Here is an 18,849-nt window from a genome sequence, read left to right as displayed (position 1 = left end):
AGCTTCGACCCCGCGCAGTTCTTCCACACCGCACTCCTCTTTAACAAAACAAGCGATTCATGGATATTCTTCTGGCCGTCAAGGCGATCATCATGGGCCTGGTCGAGGGCTTTACCGAGTTCCTGCCGATTTCCTCCACCGGCCACCTGATCCTGGCAGGCAGCCTGCTCGACTTTACTGGCGAGAAAGTTAAAGTCTTCGCGATCGCGATCCAGGCCGGCGCCATGCTGGCCGTGATCTGGGAATTCCGCGAGCGCATCGCGCGCCTGCTCACTGGACTGTTTTCGGATCGCAAGCAGCAGAAATTCGCCCTCAACGTCCTTATTGGCTTCCTGCCGGCCGTCGTGCTCGCCCTGATGTTCAGCAAGGCAATCACCGCCGAACTGTTCAAGCCGGTGCCAGTGGCCATGGCCTTCATCATCGGCGCGTTCATCATCCTGTATGCGGAGCGCCGCCACAAGAACATGCCGGCTACCGCCCGTATCGAAACCGTGGACGACATGACCATGCTCGACGCGCTGAAGGTCGGCTGCGCCCAGTCCTTCGCCCTGATCCCGGGCACCAGCCGCTCGGGCGCAACCATCATCGGCGGCATGCTGTTCGGCCTGTCGCGCAAGGCCGCCACCGAGTTCTCGTTCTTCCTGGCCATCCCGACCTTGCTGGGCGCCACCGCTTACTCTGTCTTCAAGCAACGCGAGCTGCTGTCCGCAGCCGATATACCGATGTTCGGCCTCGGCGGCCTGGCCGCTTTCGCCTCGGCTTTCCTGTGCGTGCGCTGGTTACTGCGCTACATCAGCACGCACGACTTCACGATCTTCGCCTGGTACCGTATCGTGTTCGGCGTGATCGTGCTCGTCACCGCCCATTACGGGCTGGTGAACTGGACGGAATGAGGCCGAAAGCAATTCAATGAACACCGAACTGGAAGCGCGCGCACTTCACCTGCTGCAGACCGTTTTCGGCTATCCCGCGTTCCGCGGGAACCAGGCCGACATCGTCCATCACGTGGCCGGCGGCGGCGATGCGCTGGTGCTGATGCCGACCGGCGGCGGCAAGTCGCTGTGCTACCAGATTCCCGCGCTGCTGCGCGACGGCGTCGGCGTCGTCGTGTCGCCGCTGATCGCGCTGATGCAGGACCAGGTCGATGCCCTGGAAGAAGTCGGCGTACGCGCCGCCTTCTTGAACTCGACCCAGACCTTCGAGGAAACGCTGCGCATCGAGCGCCTGGTGCGCACCGGCGAAATCGACCTGGTCTATGTCGCGCCGGAACGGCTGATGACGCAGCGCTGCCTCGACCTGTTCCACGATTCGCGCATCTCCCTGTTTGCGATCGACGAGGCGCACTGCGTTTCGCAATGGGGCCACGACTTCCGCCCGGAATACATCCGCCTGTCGATCCTGCACGAGCAATTTCCCGACGTGCCGCGCATTGCGCTCACCGCGACGGCCGACCAGCAAACGCGCGACGAGATTGCGCACCGCCTGCAGCTGGACGACGCGCGCAAGTTCGTGTCCTCGTTCGACCGCCCGAACATCCGCTACCAGATCGTCGAGAAGACGACCGGGCGCAAGCAGCTGCTCGATTTTATTACCACCGAGCACCCGGGCGACTCGGGCATCGTGTATTGCCTGTCGCGCAAAAAGGTCGAGGAAACGGCCGATTTCCTCAACGAAAACGGCATCCGTGCAATGGCATACCACGCCGGCATGGAGTACGCGAAACGTGCCGACAACCAGGCGAAATTCCTGCGCGAAGAAAACATCGTGATGGTGGCGACGATTGCCTTCGGCATGGGCATCGACAAGCCGGACGTGCGCTTTGTCTGCCACCTCGACCTGCCGAAAAGCATCGAGGGCTATTACCAGGAGACCGGCCGTGCCGGACGCGACGGCATGCCGGCGTCCGCCTGGATGGCGTATGGCTTGCAGGACGTGGTGCTGCAGCGGCGCATGATCGACGAATCCGAGGCTGACGAAACCTTCAAGCGCGTGCTGGGGGTGAAGCTCGATGCCATGCTCGGCCTGTGCGAGACGCTGTCCTGCCGCCGCATGCGCCTGCTCGACTATTTCGGCGAGCGTTCGGGGCCGTGCGGCAATTGCGACACCTGCCTGATTCCGCCGGTCAGTTTCGACGCCACGGTGCCCGTGCAAAAGCTGCTCTCGACCATCTACCGGGTCGACCAGCGCTTCGCCGCCGGCCACGTGATCGACGTGCTGCGCGGCGTGCAGACCGACCGCATCAGCCAGTGGCACCACGATGCATTGTCCGTGTACGGCATCGGCAACGACCGCAGCGAGCAGGAATGGCGCGCCATCGTGCGCCAGGTCATCGCCCTCGGCCTGATCACCGTGGACCACGAGTCCTACAGCTCCCTGAAACTGACCGACGCGGCGCGCCCGGTATTAAAAGGCGGGCAGAAGGTGCAGCTGCGCCAGTACCAGAAGCCGGTCAAGCCGAAGCGCGCGGTGACGTCGTCCAAGGGCTACGAAGAGATGGAACTGTCGAAGTCGGAACAGGCCATCTTCGAGCGCCTGCGCTCCTGGCGCATGGGCTGCGCGCGCGAGCACGGCGTGCCGGCGTATGTCGTCTTCCAGGACGCCACGCTGCGCGAGATCGCCAAGGTCAAGCCGACTTCGCTCGACCAGCTGCGCGGCGTGACCGGGGTGGGTGAGAAGAAGCTGGTGTCGTATGGGGATGAGATTGTCGGGATTATCAGCGAGATGATGTGAACCGTGGGTGGATGTAATTCCGGCCATTGGCCGAAATTACCCCGTCCACCCTACGTATTACTTTTTGGTAAACACCAAATCCCACACCCCGTGTCCGAGTTTGAGGCCACGGTTCTCGAACTTGGTCAGCGGCCGGTACGCCGGCTGCGGCGCATAGCCCTCGGCGGTATTGGCCAGCTGCGGCTCCGCCCCCAGCACCTCGAGCATCTGCACCGCGTAATCTTCCCAGTCCGTCGCCAGGTGGATGTAGCCGCCGGCTGCCAGCTTCTGGCACAGCAATTGTACGAACGGCGCCTGGATCAGGCGGCGTTTGTTGTGGCGCGCCTTGTGCCAGGGGTCGGGGAAGAAGATGTGCACGCCCGCGAGCGAAGCGTCGGGGATCATGTTGTTCAGCACTTCGAAGGCGTCGTGCTGGATCAGGCGCAGGTTGGTGATGCCCTGCTCGCCGATCTGCTTGAGCAGGCTGCCCACGCCCGGCGTGTGCACTTCGACGCCGATGAAATCTTTTTCCGGCATCTGGCGCGCAATGTGCGCCGTGGTGTCGCCCATGCCGAAGCCGATCTCGAGGATCGTCGGCGCCTGGCGCCCGAAGGCCGCGGCGTAATCGAGCATTTCCTTCTTGTACGCGACCAGGAACTGCGGCCCGAATTCCTCGAGCGCGCGCGCCTGCCCCGTCGACAGGCGGCCGGCGCGGGTGACGAAACTGCGGATGCGATGTTCGGTAGGGTCGTACAGCATCGTACGGGCCGGGCCGTTGTTGGTCGTGTCTTCGGACATGGGAAATGAGAGTGAGGAAAGAACGGCGGACATTATAGCCTACGGCTTTTGCACGGCCTGGCCGCCTGTTGCGCCGCTGCATTGAAATGTGATCAGTGTGGTCAATAAGGCAATCTACGCCATAATCGGGTTTTGCGTACCCATCATCCCGAGAGCGCCGTGCATTCCACCAAACACCCGATCGCGATCGAAGACAACGTCGCCACCTTCCAGCTCACCTCTTTCCACTACGGCAGGCCGGGCGCCGGCAAGAAGGTCTATATTCAGGCGTCGCTGCACGCCGACGAAGTGCCGGCGATGCTGGTCGCGCACTTCCTGCGCCAGGAACTGGACCGGCTCGATGCCGAGGGACGCATCCGTGGCGAAATCATCCTGGTGCCGGCGGCCAACCCGATCGGGCTGTCGCAGACGATCCATGGTACCCCGTTCGGGCGCTACGACCTGTCGACCGGGGTGAACTTCAACCGCGCCTACAAGCATGTGGCCGACGATCTGAAAAGGTCGCTCGAGGGCAAGCTCGGCCTCGATGCCGAGGCCAACGTGGCGCTGATCCGCGAACATGCGCGTGCCTCGCTGGCCGAGTGGGCGCCGACGACCAGCGGGGGACTGTTAAAAAAGATCCTGCTGTCGATGGCGATCGACGCCGACATCATGCTCGACCTGCATTGCGACAACGAAGCCGTCCTGCACATGTATGCCGGCGAACCGCTGGCCGACGCCGTGCAGCCGTTGGCGACCCTGATGGGGGCGCATGCGGTGCTGCTGGCGCGCGAATCCGGCGGCGAGCCCTTCGACGAAGCTTGCAGCCGCCTGTGGTGGGACCTGCTGGACCATTTCGGGCCCGATGTGGCGATCCCGCCGGCCTGCGCCGCCATTACGGTCGAGCTGCGCGGCGAGAGCGACGTGCGCTACGATCTGGCCCGGCCCGACGCCGCCGCCCTGCTGCAATACCTGGCGCGCGAAGGGGTCCTCGACATCCCGCTCGCCTCGCTGCCGCAGGCGCTGTGCGCGCCGACGCCGCTGGAAGCGGTCGAACCGCTGTCGGCGCCCCATTCCGGCGTGCTCGTCTTCCTGAAAAAGCTCGGCGACCGAGTCGAGGCCGGGGAAACGGTGGCCGAGATCGTCAACCCGGTCACCGGGACGGTCACGCCGGTGCAGCCGCAACGTCCCGGCGTGTTCTTCGCCAGCACCGCGCACCGCCACCTGCTGCGCGGCATGCATGTGTGCAAGATCGCGGGCGAGACGGCTTTCCGGGCGGGGAACCTGCTGAGTTCGTAATCCCTAACGGGAGGCAAGGCGGGCGCGCCTGCTGGCTGTAAGACCAATGGCCAGCGCCATCAGGCCCGTCAAAGGCAGCACCCACGCCTGTCGTGAACCCAGTTCCGTCAGCGTCGCGCCCGTGACCGCGCACCAGAGCAGCGGCACGATCCACAACATCCAACCCGCGCGCCACAGCAACAAGGCGCCGAACGTGAACGCGACCGTCGGGTCGGGCGCCAGGCCGAACAGCTCAGCCTGTGTCCACGGACGCCCGCCCAGCGGCGCCAGCAGCGGATAAACGACGAGCGCCAGCAGCGCGATGCCCAGCGCCAGTTTAGCCAGGGTGCCGACGGGCTGCGTCAGCCGTGGCGCAGCCCGCCGGCTGGCCAGCCACAGCAGCAGCCCAACCTGCACGGCAAACGCGATCGCATAGTACGGCGCGGCCGTGTTGATCGTCGCATAGCGTCCCGCAAAATAGCCCCAGGCAACGCCGATCCAGGCCAGCGCGAGCAGCACCGCAACCAGGCGCCCTGCCCGGTCGCCGCCGCGCAGCAGGCAGCCGAGCAGCACGATACCCGCTGACAGCGCGGCCAATTGCACCGGCCAGAGGGCCTGGTTGTGCAGTTCGAACAGGCGGAAATAGGTCGCTTTCGAAAACATCAGCAGGTCCGACAGCGAGTATGTCGACCATTCGCTCATGCGAGCCGCTCCACGTCGGCGATCATGCGCTTGCGCAGCGCCGCGTCCGGCAAGGGGCCGCGCGCGGCCAGCATGTTGTCGCGCGCGTGCGCCGGGTTCGAGGTGGCGGGAATGGCGCAAGTGATATCCGGGTGGGCCACGATGAATTTCAGCAGCGCCTGCGCCCAGGTGGTGCAGCCGATCTCCGCTGCCCAGCCAGGGACGCGTTTACTCGCCAGCGCCTGCGTCAAGTCTCCCTGGCGAAATGGCCGGTTGGCGATCACGGCAATCTTCCGCTCGCGCGCCAGCGGCAGGATGCGTTGCTCCACTTCGCGATCCAGGATGTTGTAGCTGACCTGGACGAAGTCGATCGGCTGGGTCTGCATGATTTTCACGATCTCCCCGTGGCGGCGTCCTTCCGAGGTCGTGATGCCGACATAGCGCAGGCGTTTCGCCGCCTTCATCGCGAACAGGGTGCGCAGGTGCTCTTCCCAGGCCAGCAGGTTGTGCACCTGGAGCAAATCGAAACGGGACACGCGCCACAGCTGGCGCGACGCCTCGATCTGCGCCGGCCCGCGCTCGCCCGAGCCGATCCAGACCTTGTCGGCCGAGAACAGCGTATTCGGATGGCGCAGCCGGGCCAGGGCGTCGCCGATCACGTCCTGAGCCGAGCCGTACATCGGGGACGAGTCGATCAGCCGGCCGCCGCCGGCGAAGAAGGTGCGCACGACTTCGGTGCTGACGGCGCGGGCGGCCGGGTCGTTGCCGACGTTGAAGGTGATCCAGCTGCCGAGGCCGACGACGGGCAGCAATTCGCCGGAAGACGAAATCGGGCGTGTGAGCAAGGGCGCGCCAGCTGCGGCGGCGCCCCGTGTCGATACGGCCATGCCGGCGGCGGCAAGAGAAGCTTGTAACAGCAGCCGGCGTTGGCGGGAAGGCATTCCCATGGTGGACTCCGTCTGGAACTGGGCTGGTAATGCCTTCATGTCAGCACAGTTCAGGTGAAGGTTCAAGCGTGCGTGCTCGGATGGAGGCTCAGGGTCAAGGTCACTTGCATCCTCGTTCCAGACGGGCCATGGCTTCGCGCTCGGCAAGCTCGGCCTGGCGCTGCTCGCGCGCGTCCTTGCGCCGCATGTAGGCGACGTTGGCCGCACAGGTCACGAGTGCCGTCACGATGCCGGCCAGCACGCTCCACTCGGCCAGCGTGACGGAAGCAATGAAGGAAGCAATGAACGAACCAATCGCGCTGGCGTCGCTCGTCATGTCGGGAAATGTCAGTTTGCTCATGGTTCACCTTTCACTGTGGCTATTGTTCGAACCGCTGCGTTGGGTATTGACAACGATTAAATAAAGTATAGTTATACTATACTTTGTCGTCAAGTTTTTCTATACAAAGCGCCACGATTCGCTATACACTTGCGTAATGGAACTCAAAACGATGATCGCCAACTGGCTGAAAGAGGCCAGGAAAGATGCCGGCCTGTCCGGCGAGGCACTGGGGACGAGGCTGGCCTTCGAACTCGGGACGGCGCGCGGCCATACCAAGGCGAATATTTCCCATTGGGAGACCGAAAAGCACAGCCCGAACCTGCAGCAATTGCTGGCCATTGCCAAGGTCACAGGCAAGAGCCTGCCGCCGGCGATCATCGCCGGCCTGCAGGGCGCGAACCCCGAGGCCCTGGTCCCGGGCGCCATGCGCGTGGTGGTGCTGGACGCCAATGACGACGCCTTCGTCCAGGTGCCGATGGTGAGGCTGCGCCTGTCCGCCGGCGTCACCGGCTTCCAGACCGAACCCGAGCATCACGACGGCGGCACCGTCGGCATGCGCCGCGACTGGATCGAACGCAAGCGGCTCAACCCGGACCATCTCATTGCCATCCTTATCAAGGGCGAAAGCATGGAGCCGACGCTGTACGAGGACGATATTGTCGTGATCAATACCGCCGACAGGAAGCCAGTGGTGGGCGAAGTGTTCGCCGTGAATTTCAATGGCGAACCGGTCGTCAAGCGGATGCAGAAGGACGGCGGCCGCTGGTGGCTGGCCTCCGACAACCCGGACCAGCGTACCTATTACCGCCGCGCCTGCGAGGGCGACAGTTGCCTCATCATTGGCCGTGTCGTGCGCAAGGAAAGCGACCGCATCTGATGAAGGTACACGTAACGGAATTCACGCCGCATGGATCGGCCGTCGTGGTCGCGATCGTCGACCCGCGCTACACCCTGGCGGGCGCTGCCGAGCCGGTATGGAGGCAGGTCTCGGCCCACTTCCCTGCCCGCCCGGTCATGCTCGTGTCGATCGAAGCGAACGGCTTCCGCGCCTGGGCCCCGTTCCAGACCGGACAGCTGCTCGCCTTGCTGCAACTGGAGACGCTGGCGTTGCGCGAGATTGACTTGTCGCTGCCGCCGCCGGAGAAAGAGGAGGCGCTGCCGTTTTAGGTCGGAACGAAGGAAACAGTCACCAAGAGCGCCTAACAAAACCTCCATAGCTGCGTTGCAGCTCCTCGCCGTACAGGCGTACTGTCTTCGTCGCCGCGTCGGGCGGCCGCATCCCTTGCCCTGAAGGTTTTGTTAGGCGCTCTAAGTTAAGAAGATCTATTTACACGGTTTTCTACCATTATTAATAGTATTTTCAAGATTATTGGTGATACTATTCTGTGCATATGCACACCAAGACCTGCACACTCCAGATATTCGTCGACAACGCCTGGCGCGATGCCGCGGCCGTTGACCTGACGGGGGAACCCGCCCTGGGGGTTGCTGCTTCTACTTATCTGATCTATTTGCCCGATTATGCAATCGGGTATTGGGAGCGGCGCGATGCCGCTGCCTTATCGGTCAACGTACCAGTCGGCCTGGACAACGACCAAGCCCAAGCCTGGCCCCCCTTCCTGATCGACCTGCTTCCTCAAGGCTATGGCCGTGTCGAATTATTAAAGCAGTTGGAGAGGCCCGAACACGCGGGTCCGGTAGCCGACTGGGTACTGTTGTGCGCGGGTGCAGGCAACCCGATTGGCAACGTGCGCGTCAAGGAAGCTCATGAATGGGTGACTGCATGTAGCGGCAACAAGACGCGCGGCTTCACCATGGACGAAGTCGCGTCCAGGGCGGGAGACTTCAACGAATACCTGGCGCAGCACGGGTTGTTTTTGGCCGGCTCGTCAGGCATTCAAGGCGAATGGCCCAAGATCCTGCTGACCCGCGCCCATGACGGGCTGTTTTACCTCGACCACATGCTTCCGGACGACGAAGCGGAGCAACACTTCATCGTGAAGTTTGGCCGAGGCAGCGACAAGAAACTGGCCGACATTCTTCGCCTCGAAGCCCCCTACATGACGCTGGCACGCTCGTTGGGACTGCATGTCCATGCCGACCTCGTCTTGCGCGAACGCGCCTTGTTCATCCCGCGTTTCGACCGCGAAGTCGTCCATGGCCGGGTCATCCGCCATGGGCAGGAAAGTATCGCCTCGCTCTGCGGCCTCGGTGGCTTTCAAGCCGTGCCAACGCATAACCAGGTGTGCCAGCGATTGGCTGGCATGACCGACCCCATGCGCGATGTGATCGAGTACATCAAACGCGACATCGCGAACGTTGCGCTCGGCAACAAGGACAACCACGCCCGGAATACCGCGATCGCGCGCAAGCCGGACGGCAGCATCGGCTTGACGCCCCTTTTCGATTTCGCACCGATGTGGCTTCATCCGGACGGCATCGCCCGGCGAATCCGATGGGAGCGGGACGACGGTGGCTCGCCCGACTGGGCCAGCGCCATTGCCCAGGCCTGCGATGCCGCGAGGCTCGACAGCAAGCCGCAACGGGAAGCGGTCCGGGACGCGGCCGCGCGCATGGCGGCGCCGCTCGCCACTCTGCTCGCGGACGCCCGCGCGCTCGGCATCGAGGAGGAATTTTTCGCGCCCCTGGAAAAAACGATCGACAAGGTCCGCGCTCAACTGGAGGCGCTCTAATGGATAAACGCTTCAAACCCCTGACGCCCGGCGAAGCGCTCGAAGCACGGCGGACCCTGGCGGACGAGCTGGCAGCCGATCCCTCGCTGCCGATACCGGCAGTCATCCGGAAAATCCGTACCGCACTGCGTCTGACCATCGCCGAGTATGCGAAGTTGTGCGGGGTATCGGCGCGGACCTTGCAGGATGTCGAGCGGGAAGAATCGAGTCCAACGCTTGCCACCGCGGAAAAGCTCTTGCGGCCGATGGGCATGGTCGTGAGTGCGGTGCCCAAGCGGCGCCAGGCGGAGAGGTCATTCAGGGATACGGAAGAAAAAAAGGCGTAGTCGCTGGACGACTGGAGCGGGTGAAGGGAATCGAACCCTCGTCGTAAGCTTGGGAAGCTTCTGCTCTACCATTGAGCTACACCCGCGATGCTGCGGACACCCCGCATTCTACGCGGTTTTGCCCGGCAGTGACAACATTGCATCGCCACTGGGCGGGCGCGACAGGTGCCCTGCCTGTCCCGCGTCAACCGGCGTTGCCGGCCTCAGCAGGCCAGCTTCTCGTCGATGACTTTCCTGAAGCCTTTTTTGTAGGCCACTTGCAGGATATCGATGTCGTAGCGCCAGTTGGCTTCGACGATCACCGGGCCGTTTTCCAGGATGGCGACATCCCAGCCGACCGTGTGCAGGCCCGCGATCGAGGTGTGGGCCGCCTTCACCAGCGCGAGTACTTCCGGCCAGTACGGCAGCTGCACGCCCATGATCGAGGCGCCCGATTGCGGATGCACCGGCACGTCCTTCATGGCAGGCCAGGTCTTCGATTTGGAACCGATCGAGGTAATCATTTCGCCCGTGTCGACGTCGACGCCGGCCACCAGGTTGCCGCTGGCGCCGTGCGAAAAATTGTCGACATCGGATTCGCCGACGACGATGCGCACGGCGCCGGCAATGACTTCGATCTGCCGGGCGTTGCGGATGGTGACCACGCGGATCGTCGACAGGCCTTTCGACTGGGTGATGTTCTTGATGACATGGTGGTTCACCAGCTTGGGCTGCACGATCAGGGCCCGCGTGAACGCGAGCGCCGCTTCGCAGTAACGGGCAAGGTCGGGGAACGAACCGCTGTTGCCCCCGCTCCAGCGCACGCCAGAGGCGGTCACCGTCAGCGAAAAGGTGCCCTTGCCGTGCGAGCCGTTGCTCGGCTTGACGAAATACTCGCCGGGCACGAGCAGTTTTTCCAGGTCGGAGGCAGCCAGCACATGCGGGATGCTGCTGCCGTTCGGCTCGGACTTCGTGACCAGGGCAACGATGTTCGCCGTGGCGATCCCATGCGCGCTGCAATGCTCGAAGAACTTGATCTTGTCGTCGGCCAGCAGGCGTGCTTCCTTCGACGTGATGGCGGCATAGCGCTTCTTGAGCGGCTCGTTGTCCAGGTAATCCGACCAGGTGCGCTTGGGCACTTCGGCCAGGCTGTAGAGCGAAAAGAATTTGGCGCCGAGGCCCAGGTTACGCCGCGCATGAATCGGTCCCCACAGCAAATGCACGTCCGACAGCCGCTTGATCGATGAGATCGCATACAGCTCGGCACGCATGTACTGCGAGGCCACATTCAATACGTGTGACAGTTTCATCGTTCATCCCTTGTTTGAACCGGTTCATTGCGGGGTCCGCAGAAGCGACAGGGATGATAGCCAATTATCAATTTTTGGGGCGCACGGGAAATTGAATCGCAACATGATGTTGTGCGATGCCGCGCCCCTCACTTCGGTTGCTCGACCGTATAGCCCCAGCTTTGCAGCGTGGCGATGACGCCCTTCGGGTTGAGGATTTCCTTGAGGGGCACGACGGTAAAGGTGCTGGCATTGGTGGCGAGCGCCTTCTCCGCGGCCAGGAGCCAGCGGGCGAGCGCCGTTTCCTGCGCGGATCTCAGTTCGGGCTGGTTTCTCCCGAGGGAACCCGTGCCGAGTGCGTGGATGCAGGCGTTGGCGCGGTCACCGAAGTTCAGCTTGCGGATCTCGTCCAGCTCACCGTTGGCCCAGGCATTGGCGTGGGCCCGCATCGCCTCGACGTCGGTGTCGAGGCTTTCGATCGTTTTCATCAGGCAGGGCGCATCGTCCAGTGCCGACTTCTTGAATTCGCGCGCCGCCTTGCCGGGATCCTTGATGGCGACGTGGTAGGTCGCGTCCGTGAACTTGAGCTTGTGCTTTTCTGCAAGCTTCGCGATTGTCGCTCGCACCTCGTCGTCCCGCGAGAGCCCCGCCTGTTTCAGTGCGCGGCTGTACAGTTCCCCCGCCACGAAGGTGGGACGCTCACGATCGATGCCCCTGTCGTTAACAAAGTATTTTTGCTTCAGGGGTTGCCAGCGCGCGTACACCTCCGGTGGCAACACATCCTTCAGCTCGGCGCCATCTGGATTCTTTTTGATGCCGATCAGGAATGGCAAGGCCGTCACGCCACTGAAGCCGACGCCCATCGAGAACCCTGGCGCCATCAGGTATTCCTGAGAAGCCGCGATGACCTTCTCGACCTTGGTCGAACGCCACTCCATTTTCGAGGGGAGCGGCGAATAGGTGCCGAATACCCACATCACGTGGTTTCCCTTCGACACCTTCCATAAACCCGGCCCCGGGCGGCTGCCGGAGACGAGGACGGTTTGCGGGACCGCTTCGCCATTTTCCATCGTCGGCGCGTCGATGGTGGCGGATGAAGCGGCTGGCGGAGCGGCCGGGGCCTCGGCCTGCGCCCAAGCGGGCGTCGTCAGGAGACAGAGGGTCAGGGCCGGCAGTACGCGCTTGAACATGGACATTCCTTGTTGGTTTATTTAGGCGACTCGACCGTATAGCCCTTGGCCTGCAGGGTGGCAATGATGCCTTTCGGGTCCAGGATATCCCTGATCTCGACCACAGCGAACGTGCTCGTATTGGTGGCAAGCGCTTTTTCGGCGTTGGCGATCCACTTCTCCTCTGCCATTATTTTCATGTCTTTGAGTTCGGGCTGGTTTTTTGCAAGCGAGCTGGCATTCACGGCATCGTAGCAGGCGTCGCGGTCACTGAAGTCCAGCTTGCGGATCTCGTCGAGTTCGCCCACTGCCCACGCGTTGGCACGAGCGCGCATGACCTCGATATTGGTGTCGAGACGCGCCATGGTCTGGACCAGGCAAGCCGCATCGTCCATTGGCGACTTTTTGAATTCACGCAGGGTCTTGGCGGGGTCCTTGATGTCGACGCGATGGAGTGAGCTCGTGGTCTTGATCTTGTGCTTGTCGACGAGCTTTTCGATCGTTTTGCGTACGTCGTAGCTGCGTCCTCCCAGTCCGGCCGCCTTCATAGCACGCTGCGATAGCTGCTCAGCGACGAAAATCGGACGTTCGCGTGCGATATCGTCGTCGTTGCCGAAATATTGTTGCTTCAAAGGTAGCCACCGTGCGTACACATCCGGCAGCAGCACATCCTTCAGTTCTGCACCGTCGGGGTTCTTCTTGAAGCCAATCAGGAAGGGCAAGGCCCCCAGTCCACCCATCACGCCTACCCCGGCGGAGGAAGCCGGCGGCTTCAGGTATTCCTGGGAGTTTGCAATGACCTTTTCCACGTTGCGCGAGCGCCATTCCATATTCGGCGGCAGCGGTGCATAGGTGCCGAACACCCACATGACGTTTTCACCTTTCGACACCTTCCACAGGCCAGGTCCCGGGCGGCTGCCGGTGACGAGCACGGTCTGTGGAACCGGCTCGGCTTCTTCAACCGCCGCTGCATGGGGGGTAGACGGAATCCCGGTCTGCGACCACGCGGGCAGACTCAGGAAACACAAGGCCAGGGCAGGCAATACATGCTTGAACATCGGAACATCCCTTCGTCTCGTTAGTTACTGAAGGGCATTGTCTTTCCGTTAAGCGATATTAGCAACCACGAGCAAGAAACAAGATGTTACAAGAAGCATATGCATAAATGGTATCCGTGGAGATACCACACCCCTATCCCGCCCGCTTGCGCGCCGCCCACGGCCGCAGCACGAGGTAGCTCGGCACCGCCGTGCGCGAACTGCGCGTGACGCTGATCAGTTGCCGGCGCTCGAGCAAGGCGATGGCACGCTGGGCAGTGACGCGCGACAGGCCCGTTTCCAGCGCCATCGTCGCGTAGCTGAGCTGCACGGCGCGGTCGCCCGCCGCCTCGATCCGGTGCCACAGGTACAGGTAGATCAGGAAGGCGGCCGGCGAATGTTCGTGGCCGACGAGGTCAGGCATCAGGACATCGAGCACGTAGGGGTCGAGCGTTGTCACCGTAGCCTCACTGTATTCTTCAAGAGTATAGTCTTGATGATTATAGCGGGACCCTGCCGCGTGCGAGAATGCGGCCCATCACAACAGGAGACCCGCTTGATCACCCATATCAAATTCGTCAGCATCCCGACCCGCGACCAGGACGTGGCGCTCGCCTTCTATACCGAAAAGCTCGGCTTTCGCGTCATTACCGACCAGCCCTTCGGCAAGCAGCGCTGGATCGAGCTGCGCGTCGGTGCGTCCGACACGCGCTTCGTGCTGTTCACGCCGGATGGCCAGGAAGACCGGATCGGCAGCGCCTTCAACGGATCGCTGGCCTGCGACGATGTCGAAGCGACCTACCGCCAGTTATCCGCTCGTGGCGTCGAGTTCGTATCCCCGCCGCAAAAGCAGCCTTGGGGCGAGTTCGCCATCATGAAGGATCCGGACGGTAACCAGTTCGTGCTGTCCTCCTCCTGAAAGCCTTGTCGATGCGTCAATCCGGCCGCGAATTGCGCGGCCGTTTGCGCTAAATATTTCCCTGCGTCCATCAAGATCTGCCCGCAGCGGCCGTTATCCTGACTGATACCGCGCCTTTCGCGCCCAGCATTCTTACCGGATCCGTCATGAAACTCGTTGCTGTCCTCGCCCTTGCCTGCGCCTCGCTGCTCTCCGCCTGCGGCACCATGCACATGCCTGCCCGACAGGCCGCCGCACAGCCCGTCATCGTCACCCTGAACGCCACCGGCTATGCCGCTGTCAACAATGCCGCCTGCGCCGGCCAGTGCGAGCGCCTCTCGCCAGCCCAGCGCAAACTGCTGGCGATGCGCGCCTCTCGCCTGGACGCCTACCGCGTCATGGCCGAGCAGGTCTATGGCCTGCGCATCGAAGGCGGCAGCACGGTGGCCTCGTTGGCGCTGAAAGACGATAGTTTCAAGGTGTATATTGACGCCTTCATCCGTGGCGCGCGCGTGAGCAATGTCGCCCAGCGCGAAGACGGCACCTTCGAGACGACCGTGGAAATGGATTTCGACACCAATGCCGCCCGGTCCCAGGCCCAGGCGCGCTCCTCGCGCGCGGCACTGCCGGCGGTCAGGAACGCCCGCGCCATGGTGGGCAGCGCCGGTCCTGGCGCGGGTTACGGCGCCTCGTTCTACCATGCCCAGTAAATGTAAAGTTGCTTGTGGCGCCCTGCTGGCGCTGCTGCTTGCGCTGGTCGCGCCTGCCCATGCCGCGCCGATCGAGGCCGAGGGCGTGGCGGCGATCGCCAACGGCGGCCTGGCGCGCGCCCGCCAGCTTGCCATCAAGGACGCGCTCGAGCAGCTCGGCCTGCGCACCGGCGCCCGGGTCGATGTCGCAGCCGGCGCCGGCACCCGCGGCGCGTATGAAAGCAGCCGCGTCCAGCCGGCGTATGATTTCGACCGCTACACCGTCCTGCGCGAGTGGCAATCCGGTCCGATGCTGCACGTGCGCGTCGCCGTCAAGGAAGAGGAAGCGCGCCCCAGCGGCAGCGTCAACCTCGGCTACAAGAAAAAAATCGTCGTCACTCCCTTCCACGTGCGCCGCTCGCCCCAGCTCGACGACGTCGACGACATCGCCACCCGCCTGCCGCAGGAACTGCTGCGCCGCCTGACCGGCACCGGCAAATTCCTCGGCAAGAGCAGCCCTTACGTGATTTCTCCCGGCAGCAGCGGCCCGGGCGCGGATACGGCCGCCGTGCGCCGCCTGGCATCGATGCACGAGAGCCAGTTCGTGATTTCGGGCGAGATCGTCGACGCCAGCCCTTTTGAAAAGCCGGCCTTCTACGGCCTGGTCGATCGCAAGGCACGCCGCATCGAAATCGAATTTTTTGTCCACGACGGGCTGACCGGTGTGCTGCTTGCCCGCCGCACGGCAAGCGTGGAACAGGTGGGGACGCAGCGCGTCGGCCGCGACAAGCCCTTCGGCAGCGCCAGCTTCGCGGCCACCCCCTTCGGCGGCGCGATCCTGCGCGCGCTCGACGAAGGCATCGCCGGCATCATGACGGACCTTGCTCCCCTGCCCTTCATGGCGAAGGTGGTGCAGGTGCAGGGCGAGCGGATTTTCATCGACGCCGGCAGCACCGCGTCGGTGACGCCGGGCGACCAGCTCGTGGTCTACCGGGTAGACCCGCGCCAGCAGGTGTACGGTGCCGATCCCCGGGTGCCGCTCGGCACCGTGGAGACGCCGGTGGGAACGATCGGCATCGTCCAAGTACAGCCGGGGTTTGCAATCGGCACCATGACGCCTGCCTCCGCTGCGAAACAGGTCAGCGCCGGGGATATGGTGCGGTTCGACGTGGCGGTGGCGCCGGGCCGGTGATGAAACCTTACGCCGGCGGTTCTTCCGGCGGCCGCTCGAGGAGCTGCTTGGCCAGCTTCAAGCCTTCGACCATCACATTGAACGCCTGCCGCTTGGCCTCCTCGTCGGGCACGCGCAGGATATACGACGGGTGGTAGACGGTGACGACCCAGCGCCCTTCGTGCCGGATTGCCTTGCCGAGCGATTCGGCCAGCTTCGCGTTGCCATTGCCGAGCACGGATTTCAGCGCCGTGGCGCCGAGCGCCACGATGACGGTCGGCTTGACGGTCGCCAGTTCCTTCTCCAGCCAGTAACCGCAGGCTTCGATCTCGCGCTGCACCGGCGTCTTGTGCAGACGCCGCTTGCCGCGCGGCTCCCATTTGAAGTGCTTGACCGCGTTGGTGAGGTAGATCGCGCGGCGCTCGAGATCGGCTGCCTCGAACACCCGGTCCAGCAGCTTGCCGGCCGGGCCGACGAAGGCCTTGCCGGCCAGGTCTTCCTGATCGCCCGGCTGCTCGCCCACCAGCATGATCTGCGCCCGCTTCGGCCCCTCGCCGGGCACGGCCTGGGTCGCGTACTGCCACAGCTCGCAGCGCCGGCACTCGTCCAGCTTTGAGGGCTGCTGGCGCTCGGGCTGGGCGTCGGCCGGGGCGATCGGGATCGTGAAGCCGCTTTTCTTGCCCACTGCCTGGGCCTGGCCGGTGCTGCGCGCACCCAGTTCGGCGTTGCTGACCATGCCCGGCACGATGGCGCCTTCCGGCAGGTTCTTCCAGAAGCGCGACGGGATATGGCTTTGCATCAGCTGGGCGTTCACGCGGGCCGGATTGAAGATGCTGCGGTAATAGGTCAGCCAGAGCGCCTCGCCGGCATCGTCCAGGTCGGCCGCGCTCGACATCAGGGGGCCGGTGTGGTGCAGCGTGGCGCCGTCCCACATGACGCTGGCCTCGGGCGTGCCGATCATCCAGGTGACACCGCCCATGCGGTTTCTGAAATGTTCGGCCACCTGGGGCAGCACGTCGTGGCGTGGCTCGAACCAGGCGGCAAATTGCGGCGGGCCGGCTTCAAGCGGGCGCTCGCGGAATCGGATATAGGCATGCATGTCGTGCTCCTCGCGACGCACCGCTTTCACCATCGCATGCAACTTGACGCCGTCGACATCGGCCGGCGACTGCACGTCGTGCTCGCCGTGCTGCCAGCGCCAGATCACGCGGTACAGGAAGGCCCAGCGGTCCGGCACGCGGCAGCAGGCGGCCGACTGCAGCATGTCCATGAAGGCGCGTGGAATACGCAGTAAAGACGGTGGTAAATGCGGCGGCGGTGCTTCTTCTACCGGGACGACCCCGGCAGGAGCATTATCCGAAGAAGATGACGAGTCCGGCGCACCCGAGAACAGGTCGGCATCCAAGGTCCCGTGTTCGTTCCAGGTGACCAGTTCCGGCGCCACGCCGTGCAGCAGCAGGTCGCGCGCGGCGTCGCGCCACTCGGGGAAGCTGGAGACCACCAGCGGCTGGCCGGCGGCAACCTTGGCCGCCGCGTTCATGCTGCCTGCAGTTCAGGCCACAGGTTCATCTGCTCCTGCGGCGCCCCCAAATGGCGCCGCAGCAGGTCGGAACTGGCCAGCCCCTGGGCCGGCTTGTAGTCGGCCGTGACCACGAAGGGCGCGATCTTCTTCATGCTGCAGCGCAGGCGCGACAGATCTTCCCAGCGCACGCGGCGCAACCGGCGCAGCTCGACGATGCGCTTGGCGTTGCGCAGGCCGATGCCCGGCACGCGCGCGATCATCGTTTCCTCGGCGCGGTTCAGGTCCATCGGGAAGTGGTCGCGGTTGGCCAGCGCCCAGGCCAGTTTTGGATCGACATCGAGCGCGAGATTACCGGCAGCCGGCATCAGTTCGCCGGCGGTGAAACCATAGCTGCGCAGCAGGAAATCGGCCTGGTACAGGCGGTGCTCGCGCAGCAGCGGCGGCGGTGCCAGCGGCACGCTATCCGGGCTTTGCGGGATCGGGCTGAAGGCCGAGTAATACACGCGCTTGAGTTTATAGCTGCCGTACAGGGTCTCGGCGGTATTCAGGATGGTCTGGTCGTCGCTGGCATCGGCGCCGACGATCATCTGCGTGCTTTGCCCGGCCGGGGCAAAGGCCGGGGCTTTCGGCTCCTCCGCCTTTTCGTCGAGCTTGCGCCGGATCGAACCCATCGCCAGTTTAATGGTGTGCACGTTCTTTTCCGGCGCCAGGCGGGTCACGCTGTCGTGGGTGGGCAGCTCGATGTTCACCGACAGGCGGTCGGCATAGCGGCCGGCCTCGGCAATGAGCAGCGGGTCGGCGTCGGGGATGGTTTTCAGGTGGATGTAACCGCGGAAGTTGTGCACTTCGCGCAGCGTGCGCGCCACGGCAACGAGTTGCTCCATCGTGTAGTCGCTCGACTGGATGATGCCGGAACTCAGGAACAGGCCGTCGATGTAGTTGCGCAGGTAAAAATCGTGGGTCAGCTTGACCACTTCCTCGACCGAAAAGCGCGCACGCGGCACGTTCGAGGTACGGCGGTTGACGCAGTACTGGCAGTCGTAGACGCAGAAATTGGTGAGCAGGATTTTCAGCAGCGACACGCAGCGGCCATCGGGCGTGTAGCTGTGGCAAATGCCCATGCCCGTGGTGGCGCCGATGCCGCCGTCGGCACCGTCGGAGGCGCGTTTCGGGGCGCCGCTGCTGGCGCAGGAGGCGTCGTACTTGGCGGCATCCGCCAGGATTTCGAGCTTGTCGGAAAGTTTCATCTGGGTGGCGAAACTGTATGGGTGTACAGTATATACCAGCCGATGTATGCACGCCGTGCGGGTGCGACCGAAAACCGGGACAAATGCGGGTCGGTGTGCGGGTGGACGCACGAGC

20 protein-coding genes and 1 tRNA gene are annotated in these 18,849 nt (G+C 63.7%); 10 read left to right on the top strand and 11 right to left on the bottom strand.

Going from position 1 to position 18,849, the window contains the following annotated elements; genetic code table 11:
- The first annotated feature begins 59 nt into the window (after positions 1-59).
- Together ACFPN5_RS06565 and recQ are read left to right on the top strand one after the other, a co-directional pair.
- Positions 60-893, top strand: a complete 834-nt coding sequence (locus ACFPN5_RS06565; protein ID WP_379781364.1) for an undecaprenyl-diphosphate phosphatase — start codon at positions 60-62, stop codon at positions 891-893.
- A gap of 16 nt (positions 894-909) precedes the next feature.
- Positions 910-2,730 (top strand): DNA helicase RecQ, encoded by a 1,821-nt coding sequence (gene recQ, locus ACFPN5_RS06560; RefSeq protein ID WP_379781362.1) that lies wholly within the window; start codon positions 910-912, stop codon positions 2,728-2,730.
- Between the two features lie 57 nt (positions 2,731-2,787).
- Here the strand turns inward: recQ and trmB are convergent, their stop codons facing one another.
- Complete coding sequence (gene trmB, locus ACFPN5_RS06555; protein ID WP_379781478.1) at positions 2,788-3,468, bottom strand: tRNA (guanosine(46)-N7)-methyltransferase TrmB; 681 nt, start codon at positions 3,466-3,468, stop codon at positions 2,788-2,790.
- A 198-nt stretch (positions 3,469-3,666) separates the two neighbouring features.
- On the opposite strand from trmB, the gene ACFPN5_RS06550 reads away from it, so the two are divergent.
- A complete protein-coding gene (locus ACFPN5_RS06550) occupies positions 3,667-4,785 on the top strand; it encodes a succinylglutamate desuccinylase/aspartoacylase family protein (RefSeq protein ID WP_379781360.1) in 1,119 nt (372 codons plus the stop codon).
- A 3-nt stretch (positions 4,786-4,788) separates the two neighbouring features.
- On the opposite strand, the gene ACFPN5_RS06545 is transcribed toward ACFPN5_RS06550, so the two are convergent.
- The 3 genes from ACFPN5_RS06545 to ACFPN5_RS06535 form a co-directional block, all read right to left on the bottom strand.
- On the bottom strand, positions 4,789-5,466 hold the full coding sequence (locus ACFPN5_RS06545) for a DUF6064 family protein (RefSeq protein ID WP_379781358.1): 678 nt from the start codon (positions 5,464-5,466) through the stop codon (positions 4,789-4,791).
- Positions 5,463-6,392: an aldo/keto reductase gene (locus ACFPN5_RS06540; protein ID WP_379781356.1), complete on the bottom strand. Its 930-nt coding sequence runs from the start codon at positions 6,390-6,392 to the stop codon at positions 5,463-5,465. Before ACFPN5_RS06540 ends, ACFPN5_RS06545 begins: the two co-directional genes overlap by 4 nt.
- A 100-nt stretch (positions 6,393-6,492) precedes the next feature.
- Complete coding sequence (locus tag ACFPN5_RS06535; RefSeq protein WP_379781354.1) at positions 6,493-6,732, bottom strand: phage holin family protein; 240 nt, start codon at positions 6,730-6,732, stop codon at positions 6,493-6,495.
- 136 nt (positions 6,733-6,868) lie between these two features.
- Between ACFPN5_RS06535 and ACFPN5_RS06530 the strand changes: the two genes are divergently transcribed.
- The 4 genes from ACFPN5_RS06530 (at position 6,869) to ACFPN5_RS06515 (ending at position 9,733) form a co-directional block, all read left to right on the top strand.
- Entirely contained in the window at positions 6,869-7,591 is a 723-nt protein-coding gene (locus ACFPN5_RS06530; protein WP_379781352.1) for a S24 family peptidase, read from the top strand.
- Positions 7,591-7,881 (top strand): hypothetical protein, encoded by a 291-nt coding sequence (locus tag ACFPN5_RS06525; protein ID WP_379781350.1) that lies wholly within the window; start codon positions 7,591-7,593, stop codon positions 7,879-7,881. Before ACFPN5_RS06530 ends, ACFPN5_RS06525 begins: the two co-directional genes overlap by 1 nt.
- A gap of 224 nt (positions 7,882-8,105) precedes the next feature.
- Positions 8,106-9,407 carry a type II toxin-antitoxin system HipA family toxin gene (locus tag ACFPN5_RS06520; protein ID WP_379781348.1) on the top strand — a complete coding sequence of 434 codons (1,302 nt, stop codon included), beginning with the start codon at positions 8,106-8,108 and terminating at the stop codon, positions 9,405-9,407.
- On the top strand, positions 9,407-9,733 hold the full coding sequence (locus tag ACFPN5_RS06515; RefSeq protein ID WP_379781346.1) for a helix-turn-helix domain-containing protein: 327 nt from the start codon (positions 9,407-9,409) through the stop codon (positions 9,731-9,733). The genes ACFPN5_RS06520 and ACFPN5_RS06515 overlap by 1 nt, the downstream gene beginning before the upstream one ends.
- 12 nt (positions 9,734-9,745) lie before the next feature.
- Here the strand turns inward: ACFPN5_RS06515 and ACFPN5_RS06510 are convergent.
- The 5 genes from ACFPN5_RS06510 to ACFPN5_RS06490 form a co-directional block, all read right to left on the bottom strand.
- Positions 9,746-9,819 (bottom strand) — tRNA-Gly (locus ACFPN5_RS06510).
- 117 nt (positions 9,820-9,936) lie between these two features.
- A complete protein-coding gene (locus tag ACFPN5_RS06505; RefSeq protein ID WP_379781344.1) occupies positions 9,937-11,022 on the bottom strand; it encodes a sugar-transfer associated ATP-grasp domain-containing protein in 1,086 nt (361 codons plus the stop codon).
- A gap of 128 nt (positions 11,023-11,150) precedes the next feature.
- Positions 11,151-12,191 (bottom strand): TraB/GumN family protein, encoded by a 1,041-nt coding sequence (locus ACFPN5_RS06500; protein ID WP_379781342.1) that lies wholly within the window; start codon positions 12,189-12,191, stop codon positions 11,151-11,153.
- A gap of 17 nt (positions 12,192-12,208) precedes the next feature.
- Positions 12,209-13,228 (bottom strand): TraB/GumN family protein, encoded by a 1,020-nt coding sequence (locus ACFPN5_RS06495; RefSeq protein WP_379781340.1) that lies wholly within the window; start codon positions 13,226-13,228, stop codon positions 12,209-12,211.
- A 133-nt stretch (positions 13,229-13,361) separates the two neighbouring features.
- Positions 13,362-13,667, bottom strand: a complete 306-nt coding sequence (locus ACFPN5_RS06490) for a helix-turn-helix domain-containing protein (RefSeq protein ID WP_379781337.1) — start codon at positions 13,665-13,667, stop codon at positions 13,362-13,364.
- 96 nt (positions 13,668-13,763) lie between these two features.
- Here ACFPN5_RS06490 and ACFPN5_RS06485 point away from each other — a divergent pair, with 96 nt between their 5' ends.
- The 3 genes from ACFPN5_RS06485 (at position 13,764) to ACFPN5_RS06475 (ending at position 15,986) form a co-directional block, all read left to right on the top strand.
- A complete protein-coding gene (locus ACFPN5_RS06485) occupies positions 13,764-14,126 on the top strand; it encodes a VOC family protein (RefSeq protein WP_379781335.1) in 363 nt (120 codons plus the stop codon).
- 146 nt (positions 14,127-14,272) lie between these two features.
- Positions 14,273-14,815, top strand: coding sequence for an LPP20 family lipoprotein (locus ACFPN5_RS06480; protein ID WP_379781333.1), 543 nt, complete (start codon positions 14,273-14,275; stop codon positions 14,813-14,815).
- Positions 14,805-15,986, top strand: a complete 1,182-nt coding sequence (locus tag ACFPN5_RS06475) for a flagella assembly protein FlgT middle domain-containing protein (protein ID WP_379781331.1) — start codon at positions 14,805-14,807, stop codon at positions 15,984-15,986. Before ACFPN5_RS06480 ends, ACFPN5_RS06475 begins: the two co-directional genes overlap by 11 nt.
- 7 nt (positions 15,987-15,993) lie before the next feature.
- Here ACFPN5_RS06475 and ACFPN5_RS06470 read toward each other — a convergent pair whose 3' ends face one another.
- Entirely contained in the window at positions 15,994-17,505 is a 1,512-nt protein-coding gene (locus ACFPN5_RS06470; protein WP_379781329.1) for a UdgX family uracil-DNA binding protein, read from the bottom strand.
- Entirely contained in the window at positions 17,502-18,734 is a 1,233-nt protein-coding gene (locus ACFPN5_RS06465; protein WP_379781327.1) for a putative DNA modification/repair radical SAM protein, read from the bottom strand. The genes ACFPN5_RS06470 and ACFPN5_RS06465 overlap by 4 nt, the downstream gene beginning before the upstream one ends.
- Positions 18,735-18,849: the final 115 nt, after the last annotated feature.

Origin of the sequence: Massilia niabensis, assembly GCF_042655085.1 — a bacterium.
In the GTDB taxonomy this organism is placed as follows: Bacteria; Pseudomonadota; Gammaproteobacteria; order Burkholderiales; family Burkholderiaceae_D; genus Telluria; species Telluria niabensis.
The sequence above is the reverse complement of the archived record's forward strand: the minus strand, read 5'-3'. Positions and strand labels throughout refer to the sequence as shown.